16 protein-coding genes are annotated in these 18377 nt (G+C 62.2%); 13 read left to right on the forward strand and 3 right to left on the reverse strand.

Going from position 1 to position 18377, the window contains the following annotated elements; genetic code table 11:
* The first annotated feature begins 155 nt into the window (after window positions 1-155).
* From aceE to lpdA, 3 genes are all read left to right on the forward strand, one after another.
* Complete coding sequence (aceE, locus tag HV744_RS09965; RefSeq protein ID WP_175149344.1) at window positions 156-2852, forward strand: pyruvate dehydrogenase (acetyl-transferring), homodimeric type; 2697 nt, start codon at window positions 156-158, stop codon at window positions 2850-2852.
* Window positions 2853-2938: 86 nt separating this feature from the next.
* Complete coding sequence (gene aceF / locus HV744_RS09970; protein WP_175149345.1) at window positions 2939-4600, forward strand: dihydrolipoyllysine-residue acetyltransferase; 1662 nt, start codon at window positions 2939-2941, stop codon at window positions 4598-4600.
* A 107-nt stretch (window positions 4601-4707) separates the two neighbouring features.
* On the forward strand, window positions 4708-6471 hold the full coding sequence (lpdA, locus tag HV744_RS09975) for a dihydrolipoyl dehydrogenase (protein ID WP_175149346.1): 1764 nt from the start codon (window positions 4708-4710) through the stop codon (window positions 6469-6471).
* Between the two features lie 355 nt (window positions 6472-6826).
* Here lpdA and HV744_RS09980 read toward each other — a convergent pair whose 3' ends face one another.
* Window positions 6827-7399 (reverse strand): phasin family protein, encoded by a 573-nt coding sequence (locus tag HV744_RS09980; RefSeq protein WP_175149347.1) that lies wholly within the window; start codon window positions 7397-7399, stop codon window positions 6827-6829.
* A gap of 779 nt (window positions 7400-8178) precedes the next feature.
* Between HV744_RS09980 and pbpG the strand changes: the two genes are divergently transcribed.
* The gene (gene pbpG, locus HV744_RS09985; protein WP_175149348.1) at window positions 8179-9372 is read left to right on the forward strand and encodes a D-alanyl-D-alanine endopeptidase; all 1194 of its coding nucleotides are present in this window, start codon (window positions 8179-8181) and stop codon (window positions 9370-9372) included.
* A gap of 110 nt (window positions 9373-9482) precedes the next feature.
* On the opposite strand, the gene HV744_RS09990 is transcribed toward pbpG, so the two are convergent.
* Window positions 9483-10289, reverse strand: coding sequence for an IclR family transcriptional regulator (locus HV744_RS09990; RefSeq protein ID WP_175149349.1), 807 nt, complete (start codon window positions 10287-10289; stop codon window positions 9483-9485).
* 178 nt (window positions 10290-10467) lie between these two features.
* Between HV744_RS09990 and HV744_RS09995 the strand changes: the two genes are divergently transcribed.
* Both HV744_RS09995 and HV744_RS10000 read left to right on the forward strand, forming a co-directional pair.
* Entirely contained in the window at window positions 10468-11190 is a 723-nt protein-coding gene (locus HV744_RS09995; protein ID WP_175149350.1) for a (Fe-S)-binding protein, read from the forward strand.
* A gap of 154 nt (window positions 11191-11344) precedes the next feature.
* Entirely contained in the window at window positions 11345-12760 is a 1416-nt protein-coding gene (locus tag HV744_RS10000) for a lactate utilization protein B (protein ID WP_175149351.1), read from the forward strand.
* A gap of 201 nt (window positions 12761-12961) precedes the next feature.
* Here HV744_RS10000 and HV744_RS10005 read toward each other — a convergent pair whose 3' ends face one another.
* Window positions 12962-13507, reverse strand: coding sequence for a hypothetical protein (locus HV744_RS10005; RefSeq protein ID WP_175149352.1), 546 nt, complete (start codon window positions 13505-13507; stop codon window positions 12962-12964).
* A gap of 262 nt (window positions 13508-13769) precedes the next feature.
* Here HV744_RS10005 and HV744_RS10010 point away from each other — a divergent pair, with 262 nt between their 5' ends.
* The 7 genes from HV744_RS10010 (at window position 13770) to hscB (ending at window position 18323) form a co-directional block, all read left to right on the forward strand.
* Window positions 13770-14009: a hypothetical protein gene (locus HV744_RS10010; RefSeq protein WP_175149353.1), complete on the forward strand. Its 240-nt coding sequence runs from the start codon at window positions 13770-13772 to the stop codon at window positions 14007-14009.
* A gap of 191 nt (window positions 14010-14200) precedes the next feature.
* Window positions 14201-14698: a low molecular weight protein-tyrosine-phosphatase gene (locus HV744_RS10015; protein WP_175149354.1), complete on the forward strand. Its 498-nt coding sequence runs from the start codon at window positions 14201-14203 to the stop codon at window positions 14696-14698.
* Between the two features lie 132 nt (window positions 14699-14830).
* The gene (gene iscR, locus HV744_RS10020; protein ID WP_094783140.1) at window positions 14831-15361 is read left to right on the forward strand and encodes a Fe-S cluster assembly transcriptional regulator IscR; all 531 of its coding nucleotides are present in this window, start codon (window positions 14831-14833) and stop codon (window positions 15359-15361) included.
* 76 nt (window positions 15362-15437) lie between these two features.
* Window positions 15438-16661, forward strand: coding sequence for an IscS subfamily cysteine desulfurase (locus tag HV744_RS10025; protein ID WP_175149355.1), 1224 nt, complete (start codon window positions 15438-15440; stop codon window positions 16659-16661).
* A 71-nt stretch (window positions 16662-16732) separates the two neighbouring features.
* On the forward strand, window positions 16733-17146 hold the full coding sequence (gene iscU, locus HV744_RS10030; RefSeq protein WP_175149356.1) for a Fe-S cluster assembly scaffold IscU: 414 nt from the start codon (window positions 16733-16735) through the stop codon (window positions 17144-17146).
* Window positions 17147-17298: 152 nt separating this feature from the next.
* Window positions 17299-17622: an iron-sulfur cluster assembly protein IscA gene (gene iscA / locus HV744_RS10035; protein WP_027799651.1), complete on the forward strand. Its 324-nt coding sequence runs from the start codon at window positions 17299-17301 to the stop codon at window positions 17620-17622.
* 173 nt (window positions 17623-17795) lie between these two features.
* Window positions 17796-18323: a Fe-S protein assembly co-chaperone HscB gene (hscB, locus tag HV744_RS10040; protein ID WP_175149357.1), complete on the forward strand. Its 528-nt coding sequence runs from the start codon at window positions 17796-17798 to the stop codon at window positions 18321-18323.
* The last annotated feature ends 54 nt before the right edge of the window (window positions 18324-18377 follow it).

The following is an 18377-nucleotide window of genomic DNA, read 5'->3' on the forward strand; positions in this document are numbered from 1 at the left end:
CAGCAATTTTCCGCATTATGAGAAGTGATCTCGTCATTTGAAAATTTTGTTGCGTGGACGTCGGGACCCTTATTACAATCGGCCGGAGCTGCCGCGGTCGTGCTTCGTCCGCGTCGTCTGTTCAAAGAGCGTTCCTCTATATCCAGGAGACGAGCATGTCCGCTGTACCCGACGAAGTCATGAAATATGTCGCCGCCGAAAAAGACGACGATCCCCAGGAAACCGGCGAATGGCTTGAAGCGCTGGATGGCGTGATTTCTGCTGTGGGCCCCGATCGCGCCCACTACCTGATCGAGAAACAGATCGAATTCGCGCGCGTGCACGGCGAACATCTGCCGTTCTCGGCCAACACCCCGTACATCAACACGATTCCGGTCGCGCGCCAGGCGAAAATCCCCGGCGACCAGGACATCGAACACCGTATCCGCTCGTACACGCGCTGGAACGCCATTGCGATGGTGCTGCGCGCCGGCAAGGAAACCAACGTCGGTGGACACATCGCGTCGTTCGCTTCGGCGGCCACGCTGTACGACGTCGGCTACAACCACTTCTGGCATGCGCCGTCGGCCGAACATGGCGGCGATCTCGTGTTCGTGCAGGGCCACTCGTCGCCGGGCGTCTACTCGCGCGCGTTCCTGCTCGGCCGCCTGAGCGAAAACCAGCTCGACAACTTCCGCCAGGAAGTGGGCGGCGAGGGCATTTCGTCGTACCCGCACCCGTGGCTGATGCCGGACTTCTGGCAGTTCCCGACCGTGTCGATGGGCCTCGGCCCGATCATGGCGATCTACCAGGCGCGCTTCATGAAGTACCTTCAGGCGCGCGGCATCGCGAAGACCGACGGCCGCAAGGTCTGGGCCTTCCTCGGCGACGGTGAAACGGACGAGCCGGAATCGCTCGGCGCGATCGGCATGGCTGGCCGCGAACGCCTCGACAACCTCGTGTTCGTGATCAACTGCAACCTGCAGCGTCTCGACGGTCCGGTGCGCGGCAACGGCAAGATCATCCAGGAACTGGAAAGCGAATTCCGCGGCGCGGGCTGGAACGTGATCAAGGTGATCTGGGGCAGCCGTTGGGATGCGCTGTTCCAACGCGACAAGTCGGGTGCGCTGATGCGCCGGATGATGGAAGTCGTCGACGGCGAATACCAGACATACAAGTCGGAGTCGGGCGCCTATGTGCGCGAGCACTTCTTCAATACGCCGGAACTGAAGGCGCTGGTCGCCGAATGGTCCGACGATGACATCTGGAATCTGAATCGCGGCGGCCACGATCCGCACAAGATCTACGCAGCGTTCCAGCAAGCATCGAATTCGAAAGGCCAGCCGACCGTCATTCTCGCAAAGACGATCAAGGGCTACGGCATGGGCGAAGCCGGCCAGGCCATGAACATCACCCACCAGCAGAAGAAGATGCAGGTGGAGCAGCTGAAGAACTTCCGCGACCAGTTCCGTCTGCCGATCGCCGACGACGACCTTGTCCACGTGCCGTACCTCAAGTTCGAAGAAGGTTCGAAGGAACTCGAGTACATGCGCGCCCGCCGTCAGGACCTCGGCGGTTATCTGCCGGCCCGTCGCCAGAAGGCGGAGTCGCTGCCGGTGCCGGAACTGTCGGCATTCGAGCCGCTGTTGAAGGGCACGGGCGAAGGCCGCGAGATCTCCACGACGATGGCGTTCGTGCGGATCCTGAACATCCTGCTGAAGGACAAGGCGCTCGGCAAGCGCGTCGTGCCGATCGTGCCGGACGAGTCGCGTACCTTCGGCATGGAAGGCCTGTTCCGGCAGATCGGTATCTGGAATCAGGAAGGCCAGAAGTACGTGCCGGAAGATTCCGACCAGCTGATGTTCTACCGTGAGTCGGAAACCGGTCAGATCCTTCAGGAAGGCATCAACGAAGCCGGCGGTATGGCCGACTGGATCGCCGCCGCGACGTCGTACTCGACGCACGGCGAGATCATGATCCCGTTCTACATCTTCTATTCGATGTTCGGCTTCCAGCGTATCGGCGACCTCGCATGGGCGGCGGGCGACATGCGTTCGCGCGGCTTCCTGCTGGGCGGCACCGCGGGCCGCACGACGCTGAACGGCGAAGGTCTGCAACACGAAGACGGCCACTCGCTGCTGTGGGCCGCTTCGGTGCCGAACTGCATCAGCTACGACCCGACGTTCGGCTACGAACTCGCGGTCATCATGCAGGATGGCCTGCGCCGCATGGTGGCTGAGCAGGAAGACGTGTACTACTACATCACGGTGATGAACGAGAACTACGAGCACCCGGCGATTCCGCAGGGCGATGCTGTAGCGGCCGACATCATCAAGGGCATGTACGCGTTCCGCAAAGCTGAAGCCGACAAGAAGGCGCCGCGTGTTCAGCTGATGGGTGCGGGAACGATCTTCAACGAAGTGATTGCCGCCGCCGATCTGCTGAAGAACGACTGGGGCGTCGCAGCCGACCTGTGGAGCGTGCCGAGTTTCACCGAACTCGCGCGCGAAGGCCACGAAGTGCAGCGCTGGAACCTGCTGCATCCGACCGAAGAGAAGAAGCTCTCGCACGTCGAGAAGCTGCTCAAGGACGCACAAGGTCCGGTCATCGCGTCGACCGACTATGTACGTGCGCTGACCGAGCAGATCCGCGCGTTCGTGCCGCAGAAGTTCGTCGTGCTGGGCACGGACGGCTACGGCCGTTCGGACACGCGCGAAAAGCTGCGCCACTTCTTCGAAGTCGACCGCTACTGGGTCACGGTTGCCGCGTTGAATGCACTGGCAGACGAAGGCACGATCGAACGCAAGGTCGTCGCCGAGGCGCTCAAGAAGTACAACCTTGATCCCGCCAAACCCAACCCGATGACCGTCTAAGGCATCATTCCCCGTGTGCCACGGCGTGCGCGCCCGCCTCTGATCGACGGAGGCCGGTCGCATGCGCGGCCCAGGAGACACTAACAATGAGTCAAGCGATCGAAGTCAAGGTGCCGGACATCGGCGATTACAAGGACATCCCTGTGATCGAGGTGCTGGTGAAGGCGGGTGATACCGTCGAGAAAGAGCAATCGCTCGTTACGCTGGAATCCGACAAGGCGACCATGGACGTGCCGAGCTCGGCCGCCGGCGTCGTCAAGGAAGTGAAGGTCAAGGTCGGCGACAATGTATCCGAAGGTTCGCTGATCGTCGTGCTGGACGGCGCTGCAGGCGGCGCGGCCGCTGCGGCGCCTGCAGCCGCTCCGGCGGCTGCGCCTGCACCGGGTGCCGCGCCCGCACCGGCCGCGGCACCCGCGCCTGCTGCGAGCGGCGCCGGTCTGCAACAAGTCAAAGTGCCGGATATCGGCGACTACAAAGACATTCCCGTGATCGAAGTCGCGGTGAAGGTTGGCGATCGCGTCGAGAAAGAGCAGTCGCTGGTGACGCTCGAATCCGACAAGGCGACCATGGACGTGCCGAGCTCGGCCGCCGGCGTGGTCAAGGAAGTGAAGGTCAAGGTCGGCGATACGGTCTCGGAAGGTTCGGTGATCGTGGTGGTGGAAGCCGAAGGCGGCGCGGCCGCCCCGGCTCCCGCACCGGCTGCGAAACAGGCATCGGCCGAAAAGCCGTCCGACGCGCCGGCCACGCCGTCGCCCGCACCGGTCGCGCCGTCAGCGCTCGCGCAAGCGCCGCTGATTCCGGCCGGCGAGGGTGGCACGCGCCGCGCGAGCCATGCGTCGCCGTCCGTGCGCAAGTTCGCGCGCGAACTCGGCGTCGACGTGTCGCAAGTGCAGGGCACGGGTCCGAAGAACCGCATTACGCAAGCCGACGTGACCGCCTTCATCAAGGGCGTGATGACCGGCCAGCGTGCTGCGCCCGCAGGCGCGGCGGCACCGGCGGCCGCAGGTGGCGGCGAGCTGAACCTGCTGCCGTGGCCGAAGATCGACTTCACCAGGTTCGGTCCGATCGATCCGAAGCCGCTGTCGCGCATCAAGAAGATTTCGGGCGCGAATCTGCATCGCAACTGGGTCATGATTCCGCACGTCACGAACAACGACGAAGCGGACATCACCGAACTCGAAGCGCTGCGCGTGCAGTTGAACAAGGAAAACGAAAAGGCCGGCGTGAAGATCACGATGCTGGCGTTCGTGATCAAGGCCGTGGTGTCGGCTCTGAAGAAATTCCCGACGTTCAACGCGAGCCTCGATGGCGACAACCTCGTGTTCAAGCAGTACTACCACGTGGGCTTTGCCGCCGATACGCCGAACGGTCTGGTGGTTCCGGTGATTCGCGACGCGGACAAGAAGGGTCTGGTCGAGATCGCGAAGGAAATGAGCGATCTGTCGAAGGCCGCGCGCGACGGCAAGCTGAAGCCGGATCAGATGCAGGGCGGCTGCTTCTCGATTTCGTCGCTGGGCGGGATTGGCGGCACCAACTTCACGCCGATCATCAACGCGCCTGAAGTCGCCATTCTCGGCCTGTCGCGCGGTGCGATGAAGCCGGTGTGGGACGGCAAGCAGTTCGTGCCGCGCCTGATGCTGCCGCTGTCGCTGTCGTATGACCATCGCGTGATCGACGGGGCGGAAGCGGCGCGCTTCAATGCTTTCCTGGGTGCGATTCTTGCCGATTTCCGGCGTGTGATTCTTTAATCGGTTGGTGAGGTTTTTGCCGGGGCGCGGGTGACTCAGGTTATCCGCGTCTGCCGGTTTGCGCTGTGTGCGCAACTCATCACCGATTAATAAGAGAAGGGGACACTATGAGTCTCGTCGAAGTAAAAGTGCCGGATATCGGTGACTTCAAGGACGTCGATGTCATCGAAGTCAACATCAAACCGGGCGATGCGATCGAAAAAGAACAGTCGCTGTTGACGCTCGAGTCCGACAAGGCCTCCATGGAAGTGCCGAGCGATACCGCCGGCACCGTCAAGGAAGTTCGCATCAAAGCCGGCGACAAGGTTTCGCAAGGCACGGTGATCGCGCTCGTCGAAGCGTCGGCGGATGCGGCGCCCGCGAAGGCCGCAGCCAAACAACCCGAGCAAGCGCCGGCGCCGGCCGCTGCCGCTCCTGCCGCGGCGCCCGCTCCGCAAGCCGGCAGCTTTGCCGGCAGCGCGGATATCGAGTGCGACATGCTCGTGCTCGGCTCGGGCCCCGGTGGCTATTCGGCCGCGTTCCGCTCGGCCGACCTCGGCATGAAGACGGTGCTGGTCGAACGTTATGCAACGCTCGGCGGCGTGTGTCTGAACGTCGGCTGTATTCCGTCGAAAGCGCTGTTGCACACCGCGCTCGTGATCGACGAAGCCGAGGAGCTCGGCGCGCACGGCATCACGTTCGCGAAGCCGCAGATCGATCTCGACAAGCTGCGCGACTTCAAGTCGGGCGTCGTCAACAAGCTGACCGGCGGTCTCGCCGGCATGGCCAGGATGCGCAAGGTCGAAGTGGTGACGGGCACTGGCGCGTTCGTCGATCCGCATCACATGGAAGTGCAGACCGAAGGCGGCAAGAAGGTCGTCAAATTCAAGCAGGCGATCATCGCCGCGGGTTCGGAAGCGGTGAAGCTGCCGTTCATTCCGGAAGATCCGCGGGTGGTCGATTCGACCGGCGCGCTCGAACTGCGTCAGATTCCGCAGCGCATGCTGGTGATCGGCGGCGGCATCATCGGGCTGGAAATGGCGACGGTGTATGCGACGCTCGGCGCGCAGATCGACGTGGTCGAAATGCTCGACGTCCTGATGGCCGGCGCGGACCGCGATCTGGTCAAGGTGTGGGAGAAGTACAACAGCAAGCGTTTCGCGAACGTCATGCTGAAGACCAAGACCACCGCGGCCGAGGCGAAAGACGACGGCATCTATGTGTCGTTCGAAGGCGAGCAGGCTCCGCCCGAAGCGCAACGCTATGACCTCGTGCTGGTTGCCGTCGGCCGTTCGCCGAACGGCAAGAGGATCGGCGCGGACAAGGCCGGCGTCGCGGTGACGGATCGCGGCTTCATCGATGTCGACAAGCAGATGCGCACCAACGTGCCGCACATCTTTGCGATCGGCGATATCGTCGGTCAGCCGATGCTCGCGCACAAGGCGGTGCACGAAGCTCACGTCGCCGCCGAAGTCGCGCATGGCGAGAAGGCGTACTTCGACGCGCTGCAGATTCCGTCGGTCGCCTACACCGATCCGGAAGTGGCGTGGGCCGGCCAGACGGAAGACCAGTTGAAGGCCGATGGCGTCAAGTACGGCAAAGCGGTGTTCCCGTGGGCCGCTTCGGGCCGCGCGATTGCCAACGGCCGCGACGAAGGCTTCACGAAGCTGCTGTTCGATGAGGAAACGCATCGCGTGATCGGCGGCGGGATCGTCGGCCTGAATGCGGGCGACCTGATCAGCGAAATCTGTCTCGCGATCGAAATGGGCGCTGATGCGACGGATATCGGTAAGACGATTCACCCGCATCCGACGCTCGGCGAATCGATCGGGATGGCCGCCGAGTTGTATGAAGGCGTCTGCACCGACTTGCCGCCGCAGAAAAAGAAGTAACGCCGTTCGGCCTGCCTGCATCCAGGCGGGTTCGAAGAAGCAAAGAAAAAACGGCGCGTCCTGTAAAGGGCGCGCCGTTTTCTTGTTCGCTTTCTCTTTCACCACGCAGCAGGCCGGGGCGTTTGCCGTGCAACGACGGCACGGCGGCACACGCGTGCTCACAACGTATCAGGTGACCGGCAAAAAAAAATCCCGGCCTTGCGCCGGGCAAACGATACGCTGTTCAACGTATCGGAGCGTGCGGCCAATGAAACCGTGTGAGCGGCAACGGCACGACGCTGTTGCTTGCGATAACGCCGGCACAGCGGGTGGGCTGTGCCGGCGTCTGGTGATGCCTGAAAGCGCTGCGTGAAGTTTAGACTGCCTTCTTGGCCGAGCGCGATGCTTGCGCGGCGGCTTGCGAAGCTGCCTTCGATGCGGCCGTAGCGGCTGCATTGAAGTTGCTTTCAGCGATTTCGACGGCTTGCTTGGTCGCCTTGTGGACCGTTTCGTACGTGGTGTTGGCGGCGGTGATAGCCGACTTCATCACGGCGACAGCGGTTTCCGAGCCGGCCGGTGCGTTCTTCGCGACGTTTTCGACGAGCGACTGCACCTTGCGGTTTTGCTCTTCGAACTGGGCTTCCGCGACGCGGGTGAATTCACCTTGCGTTGCCGAAACGATTTCATACACGTGGCGGCCGTACGACAGCGCCTTTTCAGCCACCGGCTGTGCAAGGCTCGCTTGCAGCGCCAGCAATTCCTGCGCGTCTTTCACCGACAACGCGCGTTGGGCATTTTCCTGGCTTTCCGCGAGACTCGACTTCACGACTTGCAGATTCAGTTCAACCAGCTTTTCGACGCCTTCAAATGCTTTGGTCGTCAGGCCGAACAGCGTTTCAAGGTTGGCTTTCTGGGCTGCGGCGAATTGCTCAGGGGTCAGCAGAGTCATGGTTTACGCTCCTGGATTGCGGTCTGTCTGTGCGGACCGCATTGGGTGAGTGGCGAGACGCAGTGGATCGTCTCCCCGGACCGCGATGTATTGTGCATCGCAGCAATAGTTCCCATTTTAGGACGGTCGCAACGAATGTCAAGTGCTTTTTGTGCGTCGCACAATATTAAGAAAATGCTGATAAAACAATACCTTATGCAGTAGGCATTACATTCATGTGACTGTGGGCAATTTAACTGTTGCACCGTGCTGGTGCGGTATAAAGTGGCACCGAGCGCTGATTTGGTGGGGTATTTTTACCGATGGCATCGCGGTGCGGAGCGCACAATGGTAATGTCCCGCATCTCAAAAAAATGAGCAATTGCCGATTCGATGTAAACCGGAAACTGTCAAGGAACGTTAATGCTCTGAGCCGGTCGAACGCGCGTTGGCGGTTTCCAGCAGGTGTTTAACAGCCTGGCCGCGAGGCGCCGACGATGTCCTGTTGCACTGGCGGCGCTGCACCTTCCGGTGCTCCAACCGTATTTCCCCGAATCAAGGTTGTCTCGAAATTGCCGTTATGCTGCAAGAATCGCCCTCGGTTCCGGGCGGATGGCGGCAATAGCGAGGCGCAGCGCGCTGACGATCGTTTTTTTCGATCGACGCGCGGCACTTATTTGTGTTTTTGCGATCGGAGCTTACAAGCCGGTTTAAGGAGCGCTTATAAGTGCTTCAAATTGCTAATTTTTCGTTGTTTTACTACACTTGCGGAAAACTCTCGCCGCTCCTACCGAACACCCATGAAAACCAACATGTTTTCGTCGCTAAAAGTGATCCACGGCGCGGCCCGCAGCACCGCTCTGTCGGTGGCCGTCTCTCTGGTCGTCGCAGCGGCGTTCGCCACGCCTGTCAGCACTTTTGCCGCCACGCCTGCCGCAACTGCAAAAACCTCCAAACACGCAAAAACCGCGAAGAAGCCGGGCGAGGCTGCCGCCACCGCCAAGGTGTCGAGCAAGCCGGCGAAAGCCGTCAAAGGCGCGGCCGCGAAGACCGAGGCCGCTGCGGACGACGATGCGCCGCGCGGTAGCGTCAAGCGCAAGCGCGTGAGCTTCACGGCGAACGGCCGTCACCACTCGGTGATGCGCCGCGTCGCGTATGAGCCGCGTCAACCGACCGTCGGCCAGGCTTTTGGCCTGCACGAAACGCCGGACGCGTTGATGCTGCGCTCGAGCGTGGCCTACGTGATCGACCAGAACTCCGGCGAGTCGCTGTTCGACAAGAACTCGCGCGCCGTGGTGCCGATCGCGTCGATCACCAAGCTGATGACGGCGATGGTGGTGCTCGATTCGAAAGAGCCGATGACCGACCAGATCGAAGTCACCGACGAAGACCGCGATTACGAGAAGAACACCGGCTCGCGCCTGTCGGTGGGCTCGGTGCTCTCGCGTGAAGACATGCTGCACATCGCGCTGATGGCCTCGGAAAATCGTGCCGCCGCGTCGCTGTCGCGGTATTTCCCGGGCGGCCGTCCGGCGTTCCTCGCCGCGATGAACGCGAAGGCCAGGCAACTTGGCATGACCGACACGCATTTCGAAAACCCGACGGGTTTGACGAGCCAGAACGTGTCGAGCGCGCGCGACCTCGTGAAGATGGTCAACGCGGCGTATCAGTATCCGGTGATCCGCAAGTTCTCGACCGATCACAGCTACGAGGTGTACACCGGCAAGCGCTCGTTGGCGTACAACAGCACCAATGCGCTGGTGCGTAATCCGACGTGGGACATCGGTCTGCAAAAGACCGGCTTTATCAACGAAGCGGGCGAGTGCCTCGTGATGCAGGCGACCATCCATGGCCGTCCGATGATCTTGGTGCTGCTCGATTCGTCGGGTAAGTACTCGCGTTTCGCGGATGCCACGCGCCTGCGCACTTGGCTGGATAACGGCGGTGATCAGCCGCGTATTACCAGCGCGGATGCCGGCGGTCCGGGTACCTGAAGTGTTTTGTTTCGGCGGTCGGTTTTCCAGACCGGCTGCCATTGACATAAAAAAGCCTCGCAGTTGCGAGGCTTTTTTTTCATCGCGCCGCAGAAGAAGCGGCCGCCGTCTTATGCGTGATGATTGCGCGAATGGTCGTGCGGCGCTTGCGGCCGATACCCGAGCGATTCGGAAATCATCAGCGCCGTCTGACTGAGCTGCCCGAGCCAGGAATCCTGCAAGCGATCCGCCGGCGCCGACAGCGACAGGCCGGCGACCAGCTTGCCGGTGTCGTCGTAGATGCCGGCAGCGATGCAGCGCACGCCGAGTTCCAGTTCCTCGTTATCGCGCGCGCAAGCTTGCTGGCGCACGTGCGACAGTTCGCGCTCCAGCTTGGTCAGGTCAGTGATGCTGTTCTGCGTGTGCCCTGACAAACCGGTGCGCGTGGCGTAGGCTCGCACCCGGGTCGATTCGTCGGCGGCGAGGAACAGCTTGCCCACCGAAGTCAGATGCAGCGGGGCCCGCCCGCCGATGGCTCGCACCACCTGCATGCCGGAGCGTTCGGAATAAGCGCGTTCGATATAGACGATCTCGTCGCCCTGACGCACCGACAGGTTCACTGTCTGGCCGGTCTGACGGTGCAGTTCGCGCATCGGCGTAAGCGCCGCGTCGCGCACCGACAGGCGCGCCTTCACCAGATTGCCCAGTTCGAGCAGGCGCATGCCGAGACGATAAGTGCCGGGATCCGAGCGGTCGACCAGCCGGCACATCACCATGTCGTTCAGGATGCGGTGCGCGGTGGACGGGTGCAGCTCCGTGCGGATGGCGAGTTCTTTCAGGCTGACCGGGTCGCTATGCGCCGCGAGTGCATCGAGCAGGCGCATCATGCGTTCGATCACCTGGATCGAAGTTTTGGGATCCGGGTTCGTATCGCTCATGGGAGGAATCGGTTGACGCGTCAACAGCGGAAATTGATTGTATCTCGTATGGTGAAAAAAGCGAACGCGGTTCGAAGCGCTGCTCCAATTTAACGAAGCGTTCGTCCTATGCCTTCCGGCCGTTGGTATTGTGCGCCAAACAGCGGATAATCAGGGACGTTTTCCCGAAGGAGGGCTCATGCGAGTCGGATTGTTCGTCACCTGCCTGATCGACCTGATGCGTCCCGAGATCGGTTTTTCGGTCATCAAGCTGATCGAAGGCGCCGGTTTCGAGGTGGTGGTACCACCCGCGCAAACCTGTTGCGGGCAGCCCGCATACAACTCGGGGGAACGACGCATCGCGCGCGATCTGGCCGAGAAAACCCTGCGCGAGTTCGAACAGTTCGATTACGTGGTGGTGCCGTCGGGGTCGTGCGGCGGCATGATCCGCACGCACTACGGCGACCTGTTCGCCGACGATCCCGAACTGATGAACCGCTTCGGCCGGCTGCGGGCGAAGGTCTTCGAGCTGACCGATTTCCTCGTCAACGTGGCCAAGGTGCAATTGCAGCCGGGCGAATTCGCGGGTCGGGTGACGTACCACGACTCCTGCTCGGGGCTGCGCGAACTCGGCGTGAAGACCCAGCCGCGCACGTTGCTGGCGCAAGTGGGCGTGGCGGTGACGGAGATGAAGGATTGCGAGCATTGTTGCGGTTTCGGCGGCACGTTCGCGCTGAAGTACGGCGATATCTCGACGGCGATCGTCGACGAGAAGTGCGCGAATATCTGTGCAAGCGGCGCCGGCACGGTGGTGCTCGGCGACCTCGGCTGCATGCTCAATATCGAAGGCCGTCTGCGGCGTACCGGAGATTCGACGACGCGGGTGCTGCACATCGCGCAGGTGCTGGCCGGCGACGTGTAAAGGCGCCGGCACGTTGGGTCGGCACGTCTTGCCGGCACGCCGTTCGTCCGCCGTTTGCCCGTTTGCCGCGCGCCACCTCGCGCCATTCATTTCACGCATGTCGTTGCGCGCGTTCTGTGCCGCGCGTTGCGATTCGATTCCGCATAAGGCCGCCATGCAAATCCAATCGATGCAGTTCAAGGCGCGCGCTGGTCAGAAACTCGCCGACCAGCGTTTGCAGCAGAACCTGACCAAGCTGTCCACCAAGTTCGTGTCGGCCCGCGCCACCGCGATGACCGCGATCGATTTCCCCGCGACCCGCGCCGCGCTCAAGGAGCGCCGCAATCGCGCGCTGGAGAATCTCGACGTGTGGCTGGAAAGCTTCGAGCGCGAAGCGACCCGGCGCGGCGTGACGGTGCTGTTCGCCGAGACGACCCAGGAGGCCGCGCGGCTGGTCGCCGACATCGCGCGGCGGCACGACGTGAAGAAGGTGATCAAGACCAAGTCGATGGTCACCGAGGAAATGCGCCTGAACGAAGTGCTCGGGCAGATGGGCGTGCAATCGATCGAAACCGATCTGGGCGAATACATTCTGCAGATCAACGACAACGAGCCGCCGAGTCACATCATCGCGCCGGTCGTCCATAAAGATAAGGACGAGATTGCCGAGCTGTTCGCCAGGACGCATGGCCGGCCGCGTCTGACCGAGATTGCCGACATGACGCGCGAGGCGCGCGAAATGCTGCGTCCGCACTTCATGAACGCGGACATGGGCGTGACCGGCGGCAATTTCGTGGTCGCGGAAACCGGCTCGGTGGTCCTTGTCACGAACGAGGGCAACGAAGGCATGTGCACGGTGATGCCGCGCGTGCATGTTGCCGTGACCGGCATCGAGAAGGTGCTGCCGACGCTGGAAGACCTCGCGACGGCGATGCGTCTGCTGCCGCGCTCGGCGACCGGGCAAAGCACGTCGAACTATTTTTCCGTGCTGACCGGGCCGCGCGGCGAAGGCGATCAGGACGGTCCCGAGCATATGTATGTGGTGCTGGTCGACGGCGGGCGCACGGGGCTGATCGGCGGCCATTTTCAGGAGATGCTCAGGTGCATCCGCTGCGGCGCGTGCATGAATCATTGCCCGGTTTATCAGAAGGTGGGCGGCCACGCGTACGGGTGGGTGTATCCGGGGCCGATGGGTTCGGTGTTGACGCCGAGCTACGTTGGGATCGACAAGGCATTGGATTTGCCGCAGGCCGCGACCTTGTGCGGCGAGTGCAACAGCGTTTGCCCGGTGGGAATTCCGCTATCCGATCTGTTGCGCAAGCTGCGCGAGAAACAGGTGGAACGGCGTCTGCGGCCCTGGAAGGAGCGCGTCGGGTTGGCCGTATGGGGTTTTCTGGCGCTGCATCCGGACGCCTATGCGCTTTTTACCAAGCTGGCCGTGCGCGTGCTGGAGCGGATGGGCGGCCGAAAGCGTTCGATCGCCAAATTGCCGTTGGGCGGAGCAGGCTGGACCAATACGCGCGATATGCCGGCCCCGGTCGGCCGCACGTTCAGGGAGTTGTATGCCGCACAGCGCAGCCATATCGGCTGAGCAGGCGGCATCGAACGCATGTTGTGCCAGGCGGCCGGCTTGCCAGGCGAGCCGGCAAGCCGGCATTGCGCAGTAGCGTGGACAAGGCTTCCGAGCCGCCTCGAGGGCGGAGCGGCTCAGGCAATTGGCGGGCGCGGTGGTCTGGTGCCCAAGTGAAGAAGTGCGCGCGCGAAACAGGCGGCTAGCCGATTAGCGCACGGCTTAATGCTCAGTCATCTGCCCAGGTTGACGGGCGGGAGCGCTTCTCATGTGCTCGCCACCGTTACCATTGCCGCGCCCGCCGCCATTGCCCGCCTGCTGCTGCGGCGATGACGGCGGCGGGCCTCCCGCGCCGGGCCGCGGCGCATTCGATCCGCTGGGTCCGCGCGGCCCGCCGGCCGCGCCCTGAGGCGGCGGCCCGCCGTTCGGCTGGCCATGCCGGCCGCCATTGTCGCCGTGGTTGTCATGGTCCCCATGGTTGCCGTTATTCGGCCGGTCCCGGTCGGGGTAGCCCCGATAGCCAGGGCCTGGCCCGTAATAGCGTCCCGGTCCCCCGTAGTAGCCCGGACCCGAGTAATTGCCATACCCCATGTACACATTGGTTTGCGGCACGACCGGCACGCCGGTGGCGTAGCCGTCATAACCGTCATAGCCGCTGTAAGCACCGCCATAACCGTTGCTGTACATCGGCGTGCCGTCCGGATAGACCGCGCAGCCGCCAAGCAGGGCGGCGACGATGACGCCGGCGAGTGGTGCAAGACGTTTCATGTTGGTGGACCAGTGCGAGAGGATTACTTTTGTAAGACCGCTATTATCGCCATCCGTCACGCAAGCTTTTGTATATGTTTGTAAGGATTTCTTTTTCGTGCCAGGCGTGGAGTGCCGCGCGACATAAACATCATTGACTGTTCCATTTGGAGCAACGCTGTATCTCGTACCGGTGGTTTTTCCTGATTGTGAATTCCTATAGCATTTGCACTGGGCATAGTGGGTTACAAGCTCATCTGCCCCTAATCGGAAAAACGACATCATGAAAAAGACAATATCGGTGTACTGGCCCCTTGCCATTGTTGTGCTGCTCGTAGTGGTTGCTTATCTGCAGATTTGCGGCAATGCCGCTTCACGCGCCTCGCAGACCCCGCTCGATGCCGGTCAGCTGACCGCCGAACTCGCGCGCGCCGTCTCGTATGGTATGGTCGACGCCGCTTCCGCGCTGCCGGCTAAGCCCATGCGCGCGGCTACGGCAATGCCGCACGCCGACGCATCTTAAGCGCAGGGCTGAGAGACGCCGCACTGCCGGGGCGCGATGGCCACGCATCGAACACCCCACGGGGCCGGTAGTCATGCTTAGCACGCAGCAACGACCTCCGGCGAGATTCCGCCCAGCTTTGTATAATCGCGGCACCGTTTGCTAGCCGTCAGTTCCCCACGCGTTGCGCGCTGAAGCGCCCGAAACTTCTGATGAAAACCGTATCCGTCTGCTTCGTGTGCCTCGGGAACATCTGCCGTTCGCCGACCGCGGAAGGCGTGATGCGTCATCTGGTCGATGAGGCGAGGCTCGCTGAGCGCATTCTGATCGATTCCGCCGGCACGGGCGACTGGCACATCGGCGCGCCGCCCGACGAGCGCGCGCAGCATGCGGCCGGGCAGCGCGGTTATAAACTGGCCGCTTTGCGCGGCCGCCAGATCGCCGCGGCTGACTTCGAGCGCTTCGACCTGCTGATCGCGATGGACGACAAGAACGTTGCCGCGCTTCGCCAGATCTGCCCGCCCGGGCAGCGCGACAAGATCCGGCTGCTGATGGAATTTGTACCGGAAGCGGACAGCCGTTGGGGCGGCACCCGCGAAGTCGCTGATCCGTACTTCGGCGGCGCGGAAGGTTTCGAGCAGGTGCTGGATCAGTGCGAAGCAGCCTGCCGCGGTCTGATCGCCGCATTGCGTCCCCAATTGCTCGCATAGTTCCAGCGGCAACGCGACCAGGCGTATCCGGTAATTAAGTAAATGACCCAAATGGCGATAGGGATACTTGACTAATTTGCTCATGTATTTATACTTGACCGAACTTGTCGAGAATTGCGGTTCCCACACCATATGAGACTCACCACAAAAGGCCGTTTCGCCGTCACGGCGATGATTGACCTGGCGCTGCGCCAGGAGCAGGGCCCGGTGACGCTTGCGGGTATCAGCCAGCGCCAACATATCTCCCTGTCGTACCTCGAGCAGCTGTTTGGCAAGCTGCGTCGTCACGAAATCGTCGAGTCCGTGCGCGGACCGGGCGGCGGCTACAATCTGGCCCGCCGTGCCGAAGACGTCACGGTGGCCGACATCATCATCGCGGTCGACGAGCCGCTCGACGCCACCCAGTGCGGCGGCAAAGGCTCGTGCGAGGGCACCAAACAGCACGACGGTCACTGCATGACGCATGAACTATGGTCGACGCTGAACCAGAAAATGGTCGAGTACCTCGATTCGGTCTCCCTGAAGGATCTGGTCGATCAGCAGCGTTCGCGCGAAGGCGCGCCGGCGGTGCTGCGCGACAGGCGCAACGAAGCGCCGGCGGTCGAACCTGTGCGCGTCGCGCCGAAAGGGCCCAATTCCGTTTTCAACATGGCCGGTTCCTGAGGCGCGGTATCGAGCACTCACCGCAGCCTGATCAAGAACCCACAAGCCAGAGCATATGACGTCCCCGGAGCAATTGATGAACAACGACTCTCTCCATCTGCCCATTTACATGGACTACAGCGCTACGACGCCGATCGATCCGCGCGTGGTGGACAAGATGATTCCGTATCTGCGCGAGCAGTTCGGCAACCCCGCATCGCGCAGCCACTCCTATGGCTGGGCCGCGGAGCGCGCGGTCGAAGAAGCGCGTGAGAACGTCGCCGCACTGGTGAATGCGGACCCGCGCGAAATCATCTGGACCTCGGGTGCAACGGAGTCGGACAACCTCGCGCTCAAGGGCGCCGCGCACTTCTACAAGAGCAAGGGCAAGCACATCGTCACGGTGAAGACCGAGCACAAGGCCGTGCTCGACACCTGCCGCGAACTCGAGCGCGAAGGTTTCGACGTCACCTATCTGGACGTCAAGGACGACGGCCTGATCGATCTCGACACGTTCAAGGCCGCGCTGCGCCCGGACACGATTCTGGTGTCGGTGATGTCGGTGAACAACGAGATCGGCGTGATCCAGGACATCGAGGCGATCGGCGAGATCACCCGTGAAAAGGGCATCATTTTCCACGTCGACGCGGCGCAAGCCACCGGCAAGGTCGAGATCGACCTGCAAAAGCTGAAGGTCGACCTGATGTCATTCTCGGCGCACAAGACCTACGGCCCGAAGGGCATCGGCGCGTTGTACGTGCGTCGCAAGCCGCGTATCCGTATCGAAGCGCAGATGCACGGCGGCGGTCACGAGCGCGGCATGCGCTCGGGCACGCTGGCCACGCACCAGATCGTCGGCATGGGCGAGGCGTTCCGTATCGCACACGAAGAAATGGCGACGGAAAACGAACGCATCCGCATGCTGCGCGACCGTCTGCTGAACGGCCTGTCGGATATCGAAGAAGTGTATGTGAACGGTGACATGGAACAGCGTGTGCCGCACAACCTGAACATCAGCTTCAATTTCGTCGAAGGCGAATCGCTGATCATGGCGGTAAAGGACGTAGCGGTGTCGTCGGGCTCGGCTTGCACGTCGGCTTCGCTGGAACCGTCGTACGTGCTGCGCGCACTGGGCCGTAACGACGAGCTGGCGCACAGCTCGATCCGCTTCACGGTGGGCCGCTTCACGACCGAGCAGGACGTCGACTACGTGATCAACCTGCTGACGAGCAAGATTTCGAAGCTGCGCGAGTTGTCGCCGCTGTGGGAAATGCACCAGGACGGGATCGATATTTCGACCATCCAGTGGGCAGCGCACTGACGCGCCGGATGGACGACGTCGAATTCATCGAATTGCAAATTGCAGGTTGAAACGGATCAAGGAGTGTAATCATGGCTTATAGCGACAAGGTTCTGGACCACTACGAAAACCCGCGCAACGTCGGTTCCTTCGCGAAGGACGACGATGCGGTCGGCACCGGCATGGTCGGCGCGCCGGCCTGCGGCGACGTGATGAAGCTGCAGATTCGCGTGGGCGCGGACGGCATCATCGAAGACGCGAAGTTCAAGACGTATGGCTGCGGTTCGGCAATCGCGTCGAGCTCGCTCGTCACCGAATGGGTGAAGGGCAAGACGCTCGACCAGGCAATGTCGATCAAGAACACGCAGATCGCCGAAGAACTGGCGTTGCCGCCGGTGAAGATCCACTGCTCGATCCTCGCGGAAGACGCGATCAAGGCAGCGGTCGCCGACTACAAGCAACGCCACGGTGAAGCGGTCGTCGAAGGCGACCAGCAGCACGCCTGAGCGGCGGGTGAGTGAAGGGAAGCGGACGGTGCAGGTTCAACGCGCCGTCCAGCATGAGCGATATTTGATGCAGGCAGGGTAGCAGCGCGTAAGCGGCCACATGGATGATCGACATCCATGCGCCGCAGACGCACTGCGCAATGAGAAACGCTATGGCAATTACGTTGACCGAAAAGGCAGCACAGCACGTTCAGAAGTATCTGACCCGTCGCGGTAAAGGCGTCGGACTGCGCGTCGGCGTGCGTACCACCGGTTGCTCCGGCTTGGCCTACAAGCTCGAATACGTGGATGAACTCGCGCCCGAAGACGAAGTGTTCGAATGCAACGGCGTGAAGATCATTGTGGACCCGAAGAGCCTCGCCTATATCGACGGCACCGAACTCGACTTCGCACGCGAAGGGTTGAACGAAGGCTTCAAGTTCAACAACCCGAACGTGAAGGACGAATGCGGTTGCGGCGAGTCGTTCCGCGTGTAAATTCGACGATTTCCGCGTGTGGCGGATCAAAGGCGGCGCGGGCCGCCTTTTTAGTTTGATCGTTTGATCCGCGCATTCGCCGCTCTATCGGCTCTTCAAGCTGCACCGCGCTTTCGAGCCGCATTTTTAGACTGCACTCCGGTGCGCTTTCCTGAACGGACTCCTTCTATCCGATGGTCTCGCTGAACGACAGCCACTTCGACCTGTTCGATCTGCCGGCGCAATTCGCGCTCGACGCGGAGACGCTCGATCACGCCTACCGCACCGTGCAGGCGCAAGTGCATCCGGACCGCTTCGCGGCGGCCGGCGACGCGCAAAAGCGCATCGCGATGCAGTGGGCGACGCGCACCAACGAGGCGTATCGGACGCTGCGCGATCCGTTGAAGCGCGCCACCTATCTGCTGTCGCTGCGCGGCATCGACGTCGGCGCGCAGAACAACACGGCGATGGAGCCGGCGTTCCTGATGCAGCAGATGGAATGGCGCGAAAGCATCGAAGACGCGGCCGCGGCGAAGAACGTCGACGCGCTCGACGCCCTGCTCGACGAACTGCGCGACGAAGAGCGCACGCGTTTCGACAAGCTCGGCGCATCGCTCGACAGCGGCGCGAATCAGGCGGCGGGCGAGGCGGTGCGGCAGTTGATGTTCATCGAGCGGGTGGCGTCGGAAATCGGCGCGCAGATCGAGCGGCTCGAGAACTAGTGGGGTCGCGCGGTGTGTGGTCCGCACCTGCGCAAACGTAGCAGACGGCAGACA

Origin of the sequence: Paraburkholderia ultramafica (genome assembly GCF_902859915.1) — a bacterium.
In the GTDB taxonomy this organism is placed as follows: Bacteria; Pseudomonadota; Gammaproteobacteria; order Burkholderiales; family Burkholderiaceae; genus Paraburkholderia; species Paraburkholderia ultramafica.